This window comes from Tabrizicola sp. YIM 78059, assembly GCF_004959785.1.
In the GTDB taxonomy this organism is placed as follows: Bacteria; Pseudomonadota; Alphaproteobacteria; order Rhodobacterales; family Rhodobacteraceae; genus Tabrizicola; species Tabrizicola caldifontis.
Genome location: NZ_SJZH01000003.1, coordinates 266,766 through 279,651, shown reverse-complemented (window position 1 = coordinate 279,651; position 12,886 = coordinate 266,766). Strand labels below are relative to the sequence as shown.

The window sequence follows — 12,886 nt, the reverse complement described above, 5'->3', positions numbered from 1 at the left end:
TGCGGAAAGCGCGCCTTCGGCTCACACTCTGACCAAATGGTCAAACAGGGGATGGCGATGACGCTGCTTGAGGCCGCAACGGCGGTGCGGGAAAGGGCCTATGCGCCCTATTCGCGCTTCAAGGTGGGGGCGGCGCTGCGCGCGACAAGCGGCGCGGTGCATGTCGGCTGCAATGTCGAGAACGTAGCCTATCCCGAAGGCACCTGTGCCGAGGCTGGCGCCATCGCCGCGATGGTCGCGGCGGGGGATAACCGGATCGCCGAGATTCTGGTCATCGCCGACAGCCCCGACCCGGTGCCCCCCTGCGGCGGCTGCCGGCAGAAGATTGCCGAATTCGCGGCCCCCGAAGTGAGGGTTACAATGTGCACGACCGATGGAAAGCAGAAAGTGATGACCGTGGCCGAACTTCTGCCCGGCCTGTTTACCGCCGCGCACATGGAGCGGACGTGACAGACGCGCGTTCGATCATCGCAAAGGTCCGCGACGGGGGTGAGCCTTCGGCCGACGACCTGCGCTGGTTCGCGGCGGGGCTTGCGTCGGGCGAGGTGACGGATGCCCAGGCCGGGGCCTTCGCTATGGCGGTACTTCTGAAGGGGCTGTCAGAGCAAGGCCGGGTCGCGCTGACCCTGGGCATGCGCGACAGCGGAAAGGTTCTGTCCTGGCACCTGCCCGGCCCGGTGGTGGACAAGCATTCTACCGGCGGGATCGGCGATTGCACCTCGCTTCTGCTCGCCCCGGCGCTGGCGGCCTGCGGGGCCTATGTGCCGATGATCTCCGGCCGGGGCCTGGGCCATACCGGGGGCACGCTGGACAAGCTGGAGGCGATACCCGGTTTCCGCACCGCCCTGACGGAACAGGCGTTGCGGGCGCAGATCGACGCAGTGAAATGTGCGATCGTGGCAGCTTCGTCCGATCTGGCCCCGGCTGACCGGCGGCTTTATGCGATCCGCGATGTGTCGGGCACGGTGGAGTCGATCGATCTGATCACTGCGTCGATCCTGGCCAAGAAGCTGGCAGCGGGGCTGCAGGCCCTGGTGCTGGACGTGAAATGCGGAAGCGGTGCCTTCATGAAGACGCCGGAACGGGCCGAGGCGCTGGCGCGTGCGCTGGTTTCGACGGCGCGCGGTGCAGGCTGCATGACCAGTGCGCTGATCACCGACATGTCGCAGCCCCTTGCCACCGCGGCAGGCAACGCGCTGGAGGTGATCGAGGTGATGAAGACGTTGACCGGCACTTCGGGCTACAGCCCGCTTCGGGCTTTGACGGTCAGTCTGGGCGGCCAGGCGCTGGCCCTTGCCGGGTTGGCGACAAATGCGACCGATGGCGCGGGCCGGATCGCCGAGGCCTTGCAGTCGGGCCGGGCTGCCGAGATCTTCGGGCGCATGGTCGCGGCACAGGGGGGGCCTGCGGATTTCATCGAACGCTGGCCGGAAAGGCTGCCCTCGGCGCCCGTGGTGTTGGATGTGCCGGCACCGGTAGCTGGCTATGTCGTGGCGATCGACGGGGAGGCGCTGGGCCATGCGGTGGTGCATCTGGGCGGCGGTCGGTTGCGGGAGGGGGACAAGGTGAACCCCTCGGTCGGGCTGTCGGACCTGGCCGGGATCGGCGAGGAAACCGGGGCCGGCGTGCCGCTGGCCAAGGTGCACGCCGCCAGCGAGGATGCGGCGCGGGCGGCGGTGACCGCGGTGCAGGCGGCCTACCGGATCGGGCCGGAGGCGCCAGAAGCGCCCGCCCTGATCCAGAAGAGGATCGCCTGATGGCCCGCGCCTTTCTTGTGGTGATGGATTCGGTCGGCTGCGGCGGGGCGCCCGATGCGGCAGCCTTCGGCGACGCGGGCGCGAACACGCTGGGCCACATCGCGGCGGCCTGCGCCGAGGGCCGGGCCGAGACCGGCCGGTCTGGCCCGCTGCGGATGCCGAACCTCGACCGGCTGGGTCTGGGGGCGGCGATCCGGCTGGCTTCGGGCGCGGCCACGCCGGGGCTGGATGCCGTGCCCGAGGGGCTGTGGGGGGCGGCAGAGGAGGTGTCGAAGGGCAAGGACACGCCGTCCGGGCACTGGGAGCTGGCCGGCGTGCCGGTGCCCTGGGACTGGACCTATTTCCCCGACACCGTGCCCGCCTTCCCCGATGACATCGTGGCCGAGGTCTGCCGGCTGGCCGGGACCGAGGGCATCCTCGGCAACTGCCATGCTTCCGGCGTGCCGATCATCGCCGAACATTGCGAGGAGCATCTGCGGACCGGCTGGCCGATCTGCTATACCAGCGCCGACAGCGTGTTCCAGATTGCCGCGCATGAAGAGGCCTTCGGGCTGGAGCGGCTGCTGAAGCTGTGTGCCGACCTGGCGCCGATGCTGCACGCCCGCAAGGTCGGCCGGGTGATCGCGCGGCCCTTCACCGGCACCTGCGGCGATTTCCGGCGCACTGCGAACCGCAAGGATTTCGCCATCGCGCCGCCCTCTCCGACGCTTCTGGACTGGGTGGTCGGGGCCGGGCGGGCGACGCATGCCATTGGCAAGATCGGCGACATCTTCTCGATGCGGGGCATCGGGACACTGCACAAGGGCAAGTCGGACGCTGACCTTTTCGAACATCTGGTGCGGCTGGGTGCCGAGGCGGAGCCCGGTTCCTTGACCTTCGCGAACTTCGTCGAGTTCGACACGCTGTATGGCCATCCGCGCGACGTGTCAGGCTATGCCCGTGCGCTGGAGTGGTTCGACGCCCAGATCCCGCGGTTCCTGTCCAACCTGCGGGCGGGGGATCTGGCGATCTTCACCGCCGATCACGGCAACGATCCGACCTGGGCCGGAACCGAGCACACGCGCGAGCGGGTGCCCGTGGTGGGCTGGGGCCTGGGCCGGCGCGAGGTGGGCCTGCGCGGGTTCGTGGATGTCGGGGCGAGCGTGGCGGCGCATCTGGAGGTGGCCCCGGAAGGGCCCGGGCGGAGTTTTCTGTGACCGGCCCCGGGGGTTTCACACCCCCGGACCCCCGTGGGATATTTGTGAACGGAAGAAGGGATGGAGTGTCCCGTGAGCGGATTGCCGAAAGTGGAATTGCATCTGCATCTGGAAGGCGCGGCGCCGCCAGCCTTCATCCGGCGTCTGGCGGCCGAGAAGCATCTGGACATATCCGGCATCTTCGATGCGCGGGGAAACTACCGCTACAGAGACTTCCGGGATTTCCTGAAGGTCTACGAAGCGGCGACCTCGGCCCTGCAGACGCCCGAGGATTACCGGCGCCTGACGCTTGCAGTGCTGGAGGAATCCGCAGCCTCGGGCGTGGTCTATTCAGAAACCTTCCTGTCCCCCGATTTCTGCGGGGGGCGCGATCTGGCGGCCTGGCGGGAATATCTGCACGCGATCCGCGAGGCAGCCGAGGAGGCAGAGCGGAAGCAGGGAATCATCCTGCGCGGCATCGTCACCTGCATCCGACATTTCGGGCCAGAGAAGGCGCGTGAAACGGCGCTTTGCGCGGCCGAGACGGCGGACCACTGGCTGGTGGGCTTCGGCATCGCGGGCGACGAGAGGATGGGCGCGCCAAAGGATTTCCGCTGGGCCTTCGACTGTGCGCGCGAGGCGGGCCTGCGGTTGACGGCACATGCCGGGGAATGGGGCGGGCCGGACAGCGTGCGTGACGCGGTGCGCGATCTTGCGGTGGAACGGATCGGGCACGGGGTGCGGGCGATCGAGGATCTGGCGCTGGTCGATGAACTGGCCGAGACGGGGATCGTGCTGGAGGTCTGTCCGGGATCGAACGTGGCGCTGGGGCTTTACCCCTCGTTCCGGGCCCACCCGATCGCCGAACTGGACCGGCGCGGGGTGAAGGTCACGGTATCGACCGACGATCCGCCGTTCTTCCATACGACGATGGCGCGGGAATACGAGGAATTGCACCGTGCCTTCGACTGGGATGAAGGGCAATTCCGTCGCATCGCGCGCCAGTCGCTTGACGCTGCCTTTTGTGACGCCGATACCAGAACCAGAGTTGCGCAGAAGCTGGAGGCCTGAATGCTGGATCACCTGACCGTCGTGTCGCACCCGCTGGTTCAGCACAAGCTGACCCTGATGCGGGAAAAGGACACCTCGACCGCCAGTTTCCGCAAGCTTCTGCGCGAGATCAGCCTGCTTCTGGCCTATGAGGTCACGCGCGAACTGCCGATGACGACCAAGCGGATCGAGACCCCGCTGGAAGAAATGGACGCCCCGATGATCGAGGGCAAGAAGCTTGCCCTTGTCAGCATCCTGCGGGCGGGCAACGGGCTTCTGGACGGGATCCTGGAGCTGATCCCGGCGGCGCGCGTGGGCTTCATCGGCCTTTACCGCGACCCCGAGACGCTGCAGCCCGTGCAATATTACTGCAAGCTGCCCGAACAGATGGAGGACCGGATCGCCATCGTGGTCGACCCGATGCTGGCGACGGGTAATTCCAGCGCGGCGGCAGTGTCGCTGCTGAAGAAGGCCGGAGCGAAGCAGATCCGCTTCCTGTGCCTGCTTGCGGCACCCGAGGGCATCGCCCGGATGAAAGAGGCGCACCCGGATGTGCCCATAGTGACGGCGGCGGTGGACAGCCATCTGAACGACCACGGCTATATCGTGCCCGGGCTCGGCGATGCCGGGGACCGCATGTTCGGGACCAAGTAGCATGCGGCGTGGGGCGGTCTGCCTGTCGGCTGCGCTGGCGGGCGCTGCCCTTGCCATCGTGCCGGCCGGTCCGGCGCCGGCCGAACTGATCCGCCCGGCCGAACTGCCGCCGCCCGACTATGCCGGCCAGCAGTATGTTGACAGCCGGGGCTGCCTGTTCCTGCGGGCGGGAACGCCCGGAAATCCGGTCTGGGTGCCCAGGGTCACGCGGCAGGGTGCACCCATGTGCGACAATCCGCCTTCGGGTCGGCGGGTACCCGTGGCAGAAGACGGTGTTGCCCCTTCAGCGCCGGCCGCATCGGCAGGACCTTAGGGCGGCACGAATCGTCATCCGTTCACGGTGGGCCGCTTCGATGTGGCTTCCGCTGCATCAAGATGATTGCCATGCTGCGATCGCTGAACCGCCCGGCAACGCAGGGCCAGGCTACGGGCAACGCGGGCCGGGTCACGGTCTGTGCCGGGCCATTCGCTACGGTGGAACCGGCGGCGCGGGCCCGTCAGAAGTATCTGGTCCTGGGCTTTTCGGATGTGATGGTTGTGGGGCCCTGATCAGGCGCCGCAGATGCCTTGCAGCGCGACCCAGGATTCGTCGGGAATAAGTGGCGCGGGGGCCAGGCCCTTGTAGGGATCGCCCGCAGCGAGACCGCCGGTGATTGCGCCGTCGGGATCGACGGCCAGTGCATAGGGGGTGGCGGGGATCTGCGCAGCCTCGAAGGCGCGGATCAGCTCGTCGTCGGACAGCCTGACAGGTGCGGCGCGCAGCGCGGCTTCGCCATAGCCCTTGATGGCGGTATCGGGCAGGTCCGCCGTGGTCAGAAGCTGGAAGGTGGCGCGCAGGCCCGCATATTCCAGAAGCGGCACCATCGGATCGGTCGCACGGGCGCGCAGGCCTTCCACCAGCGCCGCGCCGGCCGCAGCTTCCGGCCCGTTGGCCTGTTCCAGAAGCCGGCGCGGCAGGATGATGACATCGCCGGGCAAGTGGAGCGGCTGATCCACCCCTTCGGGCATGACGTAGAGGATCGGCGTATCGACCGGTCCGAAGACGCGGCCGGCCAGCCGGGCAAGGGCCTCAAGTCCCAGCTGGTTGTCGCAGGGCGCCCCCGTCACGCGCGACAGATCGTCAAGCACACGCTGCCCGATCTGGGCCCGCTGTGCCGGCGGCAGAACCGAGGCCGTGTGGCCGATCAGCGCGCCGGGCAGCCAGAACAGGCCCAGCCCGACCACCAACAGCGCCAGTCCGCCAAGGATCAATCCGCGCAGTCGCCCCGGGCGGGGCACGGCGGCAGTGACAGCGGCGCGGACCGCATCCAGCGCGGCGATCATGTAGGGTTCGGTCAGTTCCAGGCTTTCGGCCGATTCCGTGCCCGGCGCAAAGACCGGCGGTTCCTCGCCCCTGTTGATGCGGATCACGGCGGGAAGGGACCAATGGCTGATCGCCTCGCCGCTTTTCGGGTCGGACAGGATGAGCGTCGCCTCGCCGAAGCGCACCAGCACCTCGCGGCGCTGGTCGTGCGGTGTCTCGCGCCACAGGCCCGAACATTCGAGCCTCTGATACTTCTTCAGCGCCGTCATCGGCCTCTGGGTCTCTGCCTGTTCCCCGGCACCTTATCGCCAGCGCCGGGCATCCACAATCGCCTTGGACATGGCGATTTCCGCAGTCGCAAGGCCTGCAAGCGGCGCTGCAAGGTCGCGTTCAGGCGGTCTGGCCGGTGCCATGTCGGGCAGAACGGGCAGACAAGAGGCAGGCAAGATCATGAGTGAGACCCCGAACCGGACCCTGGCCGCCTTCGGCGCGATCCTGATCTATGCCACCATAATCGCCTACACCGACAATTACGTCCGGGTGATCGCGCAGGATGCAGGACTGTGGCAGTTCCACGCCACGCGCACGGCTATGGCCTTTGCACTGCTTGCCATCCTGGCCATGCCCCTGGGTCTTCGACTGCGTCCGAAGAACCCGCGCGCGGTGGTGGCGCGGTCGCTGATCCACGGTTCGGCGATGCTGATCTATTTCGGGGCGCTGGCCTTCCTGCCGGTGGCGCAGGTCGCGGCGGGGCTGTTCACCGCGCCGATCTTCGTGCTGCTGATCCAGCGTCTGGTCTATGGGCTGCGCATCAGCCGCATTCAGGTGCTGGCCGTGGCCGTCGGATTTGCCGGTGTGGTGCTGGTCCTGGGCCGTGAGGCGGTGCAGGGGGCGACGCTGGCCGCGCTGCTGCCAGTGATTTCCGGGGCCTTGTATGCCATGGGCAACATCGCCACCCGGCAGTGGTGCGAGGGCGAAAGCGCCGAGGTGCTGGTTGCCGGGTTCTTCGGCATTCTCGGGGTCTTCGGGCTGATCGGCATGGTGATGCTTGCGGTGTTCCCCGTGCCGGTTGCCGAAGGCGCGGCGGGTTTTGTCCAGAGGGGAGCGGTCTGGCCAAGCGGCACCTTTCTGTGGTGGACCTTCGTGCAGGCCGCGGGGTCGCTGCTGGGCGTGGGGATGTTCGTCAAGGCCTACCAGATGGCCGAGGCTTCGCGGGTGGCAGTGTTCGAATACGTGATCCTGCCTGCGTCGGCGGCTTGGGGCTACCTGCTGTGGGGGGAAAGGCTGACCTGGCTGGCTGCCGCCGGCATGGCGCTGATCGTGCTGGCGGGTGTGCTGATCGCCCGCCCGTCCGGGCCTCAGTCGCCGACCGCCTCGCGCCAGTGACGGCGGCAAAGGCTGACGTAGGTCTCGTTCCCGCCGATCACCACCTGTTCGCCCTGTTTCAGCGCGCGTCCGTCGGGGCCGCGGCGGATGACCATGGTGGCCTTCTTGCCGCACCGGCAGATGGTGCGCACCTCGCGCATCTCGTCGGCCCAGGCCAGCAGCGCGGCCGAGCCGGGGAAGAGGTTGCCCTGGAAATCGACGCGCAGGCCATAGCACATGACCGGCACGCCCAGGTCATCCACCGCGCGGGCCAGTTGCCAGACCTGTTCCTTGGACAGGAACTGTGCCTCGTCGATGAAGACGCAGGCAACCTTTCCGGCAGCGAAACGGGCCTGAAGCTTGGCGAACATGTCTTCGCCGGGGGCAAAGGTGTCGGCGTCCTCGCCAATGCCAATGCGGCTGGCGATGCGGCCTTGCCCGGCGCGATTGTCAAGGCGCGCGGTGATCAGATAGGTTGCCATGCCCCCCTCGCGGTAGTTGTGCGAGGCTTGCAGCAGCGCGGTCGATTTGCCCGCATTCATCGTGGAATAGTGGAAGTAGAGCTTGGCCATGCGCCGCCGCTTAGCCGAGCCGTGGACAGCCCGCAAGCGCCATGGCCGGGGCAGGAAACCTGGCACCGCCATGACTGTCAGGCGGCAGGGGCTTCGGTCCCTGATGCCGCCGGGGCATCGCCCGATCCTTGACCCGACCCTGCTTGCCCGATGGGACACTTGGGCGACGACGGCCCTTGCCATGTGATCGACGGCATGGCGACAAGGGCAATGCGCGGCGATCTGATCGAGAGGCAGTTCTTCGAGTGGCGGTCCATGCCCGCGTTCAGCCCTGCCTGCGATGCGGCTGGCCGGGCTTGCCGCCAGAACCGCGCCGCGGGCTGGCCTGGCCGCCCTGCGGCCGGGCCCCCGCCACAGGCTTGCCGCCGGGGCGCTGGCCCTGCGGCTTGGCCGCAGGCTTCGGCCCGCCGGACCGCTGCGGGCGCTGCCCCCGGTTCTGGCCTGGCCTTGGTGCCGCAGCGACGATTTCGGCTGCCCAAGGCGCGCCGCCGATAACCGGGATCGGCTTCTTCAGCAGCTTCTCGATGGCTTGCAGTTCCACCATCTCAGCCGGGGCGCAGAAGGCGACCGCCGTCCCCTGGGCCCCCGCACGCGCGGTGCGGCCGATGCGGTGGACGTAGTTTTCCGGCACGTTCGGCAGGTCGTAGTTGTAGACATGCCGAACGGTGGGGATGTCGATGCCCCGTGCGGCCACGTCGGTTGCAACCAGAACATCAAGCTCGCCGGTCCGGAATTCTGTCAGGGTGCGGTCGCGTTGGTTCTGGCTCTTGTTGCCGTGGATCGAGCCTACCCTGAAGCCCCAGGACGCCAGTAGCTTGGCAAGCTTTTCCGACCCGTGCTTGGTGCGGCCGAAGACCAGGGCCTGTTCGCCCGGGTGCTTCTTGAGGTAGTCCTCCAGGAGCCTGGCCTTGTCGCCGTTCGGGATGAAGTGGACGCCCTGCACGATCCGCTCCACCGGCTTGCCCGGGGGGGCCACCTGCACGCGCACCGGGTTGCGCAGGTAGGTGTCGGCGATTTCCTCGATGTCCCTGGGCATGGTCGCGCTGAAAAGCAGCGTCTGACGCTTCAGCGGGATATGCCTTGCGATCTTCCGCAGGGAATGGATGAAGCCCATGTCGAGCATGTGGTCGGCCTCGTCGAGGACGAGGTAGCCGCATTTTTCCAGGCTGACGTCGCCGCGTTCCAGCAGGTCGATCAGCCGGCCGGGCGTGGCCACCAGGACATCCGTTCCCCGCGACAGGGCCTGAGCCTGCTTGAACAACGAGGCCCCGCCGACGACCATCGTCACCTTGACAGCGGTGCCCTTGGTGAAGGTTTCCAGATTGTCCCTGATCTGGGTAGTCAGTTCCCGCGTCGGCGCAAGGATCAGCGCGCGCACATGTTTCGGGCCCGGAGGATGGCCAATGTCAAGCAGACGGTGCAAGAGCGGCAGGCCGAAGGCGGCGGTCTTGCCGGTGCCGGTCTGGGCCAGGCCCATCAGGTCGGCGCCTTTCATGATGTGGGGAATGGCCTGCACCTGGATTGGCGTGGGCTGTTTCAGACTGGTCTTTTCCAGCGCCTTCAGAAGTTTCGGCGACAGGCCGAGGTCGGCGAACGAGGTCATGGGGGTCTTCCATACGTCAAAGGGCCCGCGACCCTCGCCCCGGACGAATGTCCGTGACCGTGCCGCGCGGCGGCGCCCCTGCGTGATGGTGGGAACCTTTCGTCCGGGCCTTTCGGTGCTCACGCGGCACGGACTTCGGACTTGGGGGACATGGGCCCTTGGCCTGCCGATGTCAAGCCAAGTCATGCCGATGCGGCCGGACATTGCCGGACTGGCAATGAAAAAGGGGCGGTCAAAACCGCCCCGCTTTCACGTTCTCTTTGGTGGAGCCAGGGGGAATCGAACCCCCGACCTCTTGAATGCCATTCAAGCGCTCTCCCATCTGAGCTATGACCCCACCGGAGAGAAGCATCACGCCCTGCGGCGTGATGCCGGGTGTCTAGGACAGGTCGCCGGGGGGTGCAAGGGGGAAAATTCACGCCCCCCTTGTCACGGCTTCCGTCTCAGACCTCTTCCTCGTCACCGGCCACGTCGGCCAGATCGTCGAGCGACACATTGTCGTCGGTGTCGTCTTCCAGCAGGTCATCGTCCAGCTCGGTGTCGTCGCTTGCGGCGGCTTCCAGCAGGTCGTCATCGGTCTCCAGATCCTCGACCAGGACATCCTCGTCCTTGTCGGGCGCGATGCGCGAGATGACGCTGGCGGCCATCTTGCGGCGGACCGATTCGATATCCACGATCTCGCCGGTGTAGGGGCTGACGATCGGGTTGCGGTTCAGGTCGTAGAAACGCTTGCCGGTGGTCGGGCAGATGCGTTTCGTGCCCCATTCTTCCTTGGGCATGGTCATCCCTTCGAGCGGTGGGTAGCAGAATGACGCCGCTTGCCACAGGTGCAGGCGACTGTCAAAGGCTTTCGTGAGGCGCGGCAAATGGCTATCCTGGACGCAGGTTTCAAGGGGTTTTCATGGCGATCCTGCCCGGCTCTCCGCCCGTCGAGGTGCATCTGAAGCGATCCGCGCGGGCACGGCGATTCTCGCTTCGGGTGTCGCGGCTTGACGGGAAGGTGACGCTGTCGATGCCGCTGCGCGCGCGCGAGGGCGAGGCGCTGGCTTTCCTGAAGGGGCACGAGGGCTGGCTGCGCCAGACCCTCGAGTCGATGCCCGAATCGGCCGTGCGGCCGGTGGGCCTGGGGTCTGTGGTTCCGGTCGAGGGGCGACAGCTGCTCGTGGAGCAGGGCGCAGGCCGGTCGATCCGGGTGGAAGGCGACAGCCTGCTGGTGCCTGGGGATCCGGCCAACGCGGCACCAAGGGTGGCGGCCTGGCTGAAGGTGCTGGCGCGCGACCGGCTGGCAACGGCCTCTACCCGTTATGCCGGGCTGGTGGGGCGGCGCTACTCGACGCTGGTGCTGCGCGATACCCGGTCGCGGTGGGGCTCGTGCTCACCGGACGGGCGGCTGATGTATTCCTGGAGGTTGATCATGGCCCCGCCCCCGGTGCTGGATTATGTCGCAGCCCATGAGGTCGCGCATCTGGTCGAACTGAATCATTCGCCGGCCTACTGGGCGGTGGTTGAGCGCATCTGTCCCGGCTGGAAGGCGCAGCGCGCCTGGCTGCATGCGCAGGGCCAGGCGCTGCACCGGCTGCGCTTTCAGGATTGACCCCCGACCGCGCGGGGTGTTCCCTGCCGGCCATGAGCACCCGCCCCCCCGATCCCAATGCCGCCGCGCATGAAAAGCTGTATCGAACGCTGCGCCAGCAGGTGATGCATGGCGAACTGGATCCCGGCCAGTCGCTGACGCTGCGGGGCCTTGGCAAGCAGTTCGGCGTGTCGATGACCCCTGCGCGCGAGGCGGTGCGGCGGCTGGTGGCGGAAGGGGCGCTGACGCTTTCCTCCTCGGGCCGGATTTCGACGCCGGAGCTGACCCCCGAAAGGATCGAGGAGCTGGCGGCGATTCGTGCGCTGCTGGAACCCGAGATGGCCGCCCGCGCCCTGCCGCGCGCGCATTTCGCGCTGATCGAGCGGCTGGCTGCGATCAACATGGCCAATGCCGAAGCCGCGGTGAAGGGCGAAGCCGTTGCCTATGTGCGCACCAACCTGGAGTTTCACCGAACGCTCTACCTGCGCGCCCAGACCCCGGCGATGTTGGCGATGTGCGAAACGGTCTGGCTGCAACTGGGTCCGACGATGCGGGCGGTGTATGAAAAGGTGAAGCGCCGCGAACCGCCGCAGCATCACCGGATGATCCTGGCCGCGCTGAAGGCGGGGGACGAACCCGGCCTGCGGCTGGCCGTGCGGACCGACGTGACGCAGGGCCTGCGGCATCTGACAGGGTGACTGCCGCGCCTGCTATTCGGCCTGCGTCGCAACATGCGCCAGTCGATTTGTGCTTTTTCGCACAATGACCCCCCGCATTTTCGCCTTGGCGCGCGGACCCGCAGGCCCCATCTTCAGGACAACCGCAATTCCACGAGGCATCCCATGTCCATCCGTCCCGTCATCGAGACCCGCCGCGCCCTGCCGCATATCGAGGGGGCGGGCGTTCATCTGCACCGTGCCTTCGGGTTCCAGGATCCGACAGAGGCCGACCCGTTCCTGCTGTTCGATGACTTTCGCGGCGATCATCCGCGCGACTACATGGCCGGCTTCCCCTGGCATCCGCACCGGGGAATCGAGACGATCACCTATGTCCTTGCCGGCACGGTGGAGCACGGCGATTCGCTCGGCAACCGGGGCATCCTGGGGCCGGGTAGCCTCCAGCTGATGACCGCCGGGCGCGGCATCCTGCATCAGGAGATGCCGAAAGGCGATGCGCAGGGCCGGATGCACGGGTTTCAGCTGTGGGGCAACCTGCCACGGCATCTGAAGATGACCGACCCGCGCTATCAGGACATTCCGGGGGTGGAACTGCCGGAACGGCATGAGGATGACGGCACCAGCATTCGCGTGGTCATCGGCGACTACCGCGGCGTGAAAAGCCCGGTCGATGGCATCGCGGCCGAACCGCAATATCTGGACATCGTCGTACCTGCGGGCAGGCGGAAGGTGTTCAGGGTCGATACCCGCCGCCGGGCCTTTGCCTATGTGTTCGAGGGATCGGCCAGCTTCCGCGATGCCGCGCGGCCCGAGGGCGTACTTCTGGAGAAGGAAGTTGCCGGGCAGGAGGTCAACATCCGCGACCTGTCCGGCAACCGGACGCTGGTCCGCTTCGGTGCGGGCGACGAGGTGACGGTAACGGCCGGGCCAGAGGGCGTTCGCTTCCTGCTGATCTCGGGCGCGCCGATCGAAGAGCCGGTGGCATGGGCCGGGCCGATCGTGATGAATACCGAGGCCGAACTGCGCCAGGCCTTTGCGGAACTGCGCAACGGCACCTTCATCCGACCGGCGCACTGAGGCGGGGCCGATCCCTCGGCCAAGGCTTGCGGCAGGCGCCTGCCGCTTCTACCACCGCGGTGGGGCGGACGGCCCGGTCG

Annotated in this window: 15 protein-coding genes and 1 tRNA gene; 11 read left to right on the top strand and 5 right to left on the bottom strand. The window is 67.5% G+C overall.

Features of this window, described 5'->3' with window-relative positions; genetic code table 11:
• Positions 1-36 precede the first annotated feature (36 nt).
• From EZM81_RS06105 to EZM81_RS18250, 7 genes are all read left to right on the top strand, one after another.
• On the top strand, positions 37-450 hold the full coding sequence (locus EZM81_RS06105) for a cytidine deaminase (RefSeq protein WP_205909965.1): 414 nt from the start codon (positions 37-39) through the stop codon (positions 448-450).
• Entirely contained in the window at positions 447-1,757 is a 1,311-nt protein-coding gene (locus tag EZM81_RS06100) for a thymidine phosphorylase (protein ID WP_135449213.1), read from the top strand. The genes EZM81_RS06105 and EZM81_RS06100 overlap by 4 nt, the downstream gene beginning before the upstream one ends.
• On the top strand, positions 1,757-2,953 hold the full coding sequence (locus tag EZM81_RS06095; protein ID WP_136645139.1) for a phosphopentomutase: 1,197 nt from the start codon (positions 1,757-1,759) through the stop codon (positions 2,951-2,953). Before EZM81_RS06100 ends, EZM81_RS06095 begins: the two co-directional genes overlap by 1 nt.
• Positions 2,954-3,025: 72 nt before the next feature.
• The gene (locus EZM81_RS06090; protein ID WP_248298142.1) at positions 3,026-4,003 is read left to right on the top strand and encodes an adenosine deaminase; all 978 of its coding nucleotides are present in this window, start codon (positions 3,026-3,028) and stop codon (positions 4,001-4,003) included.
• Positions 4,004-4,636, top strand: a complete 633-nt coding sequence (gene upp / locus EZM81_RS06085) for a uracil phosphoribosyltransferase (protein ID WP_135449210.1) — start codon at positions 4,004-4,006, stop codon at positions 4,634-4,636. It begins immediately after the preceding gene.
• Position 4,637: 1 nt separating this feature from the next.
• Positions 4,638-4,949, top strand: a complete 312-nt coding sequence (locus tag EZM81_RS06080) for a hypothetical protein (RefSeq protein ID WP_135449209.1) — start codon at positions 4,638-4,640, stop codon at positions 4,947-4,949.
• 71 nt (positions 4,950-5,020) lie between these two features.
• Positions 5,021-5,185 carry a hypothetical protein gene (locus tag EZM81_RS18250; RefSeq protein WP_167850954.1) on the top strand — a complete coding sequence of 55 codons (165 nt, stop codon included), beginning with the start codon at positions 5,021-5,023 and terminating at the stop codon, positions 5,183-5,185.
• On the opposite strand, the gene EZM81_RS06075 is transcribed toward EZM81_RS18250, so the two are convergent.
• Positions 5,186-6,208 (bottom strand): hypothetical protein, encoded by a 1,023-nt coding sequence (locus EZM81_RS06075; RefSeq protein ID WP_136645137.1) that lies wholly within the window; start codon positions 6,206-6,208, stop codon positions 5,186-5,188.
• Positions 6,209-6,389: 181 nt separating this feature from the next.
• Here EZM81_RS06075 and EZM81_RS06070 point away from each other — a divergent pair, with 181 nt between their 5' ends.
• Positions 6,390-7,325: a DMT family transporter gene (locus EZM81_RS06070; RefSeq protein ID WP_135449207.1), complete on the top strand. Its 936-nt coding sequence runs from the start codon at positions 6,390-6,392 to the stop codon at positions 7,323-7,325.
• Here EZM81_RS06070 and EZM81_RS06065 read toward each other — a convergent pair.
• The 4 genes from EZM81_RS06065 to EZM81_RS06050 form a co-directional block, all read right to left on the bottom strand.
• Positions 7,298-7,876, bottom strand: coding sequence for a thymidine kinase (locus tag EZM81_RS06065; RefSeq protein WP_135449206.1), 579 nt, complete (start codon positions 7,874-7,876; stop codon positions 7,298-7,300). The genes EZM81_RS06070 and EZM81_RS06065 overlap by 28 nt on opposite strands.
• A 265-nt stretch (positions 7,877-8,141) precedes the next feature.
• Complete coding sequence (locus tag EZM81_RS06060; protein WP_136645136.1) at positions 8,142-9,479, bottom strand: DEAD/DEAH box helicase; 1,338 nt, start codon at positions 9,477-9,479, stop codon at positions 8,142-8,144.
• 261 nt (positions 9,480-9,740) lie between these two features.
• Positions 9,741-9,816, bottom strand: a tRNA-Ala gene (locus EZM81_RS06055).
• 106 nt (positions 9,817-9,922) lie between these two features.
• The gene (locus EZM81_RS06050; RefSeq protein WP_135449204.1) at positions 9,923-10,258 is read right to left on the bottom strand and encodes a TIGR02300 family protein; all 336 of its coding nucleotides are present in this window, start codon (positions 10,256-10,258) and stop codon (positions 9,923-9,925) included.
• A gap of 122 nt (positions 10,259-10,380) precedes the next feature.
• On the opposite strand from EZM81_RS06050, the gene EZM81_RS06045 reads away from it, so the two are divergent.
• From EZM81_RS06045 to EZM81_RS06035, 3 genes are all read left to right on the top strand, one after another.
• The gene (locus tag EZM81_RS06045; protein ID WP_135449203.1) at positions 10,381-11,073 is read left to right on the top strand and encodes a M48 family metallopeptidase; all 693 of its coding nucleotides are present in this window, start codon (positions 10,381-10,383) and stop codon (positions 11,071-11,073) included.
• 32 nt (positions 11,074-11,105) lie between these two features.
• Positions 11,106-11,750 carry a GntR family transcriptional regulator gene (locus EZM81_RS06040; protein ID WP_135449202.1) on the top strand — a complete coding sequence of 215 codons (645 nt, stop codon included), beginning with the start codon at positions 11,106-11,108 and terminating at the stop codon, positions 11,748-11,750.
• A gap of 144 nt (positions 11,751-11,894) precedes the next feature.
• Positions 11,895-12,806 carry a pirin family protein gene (locus EZM81_RS06035; RefSeq protein ID WP_135449201.1) on the top strand — a complete coding sequence of 304 codons (912 nt, stop codon included), beginning with the start codon at positions 11,895-11,897 and terminating at the stop codon, positions 12,804-12,806.
• The last annotated feature ends 80 nt before the right edge of the window (positions 12,807-12,886 follow it).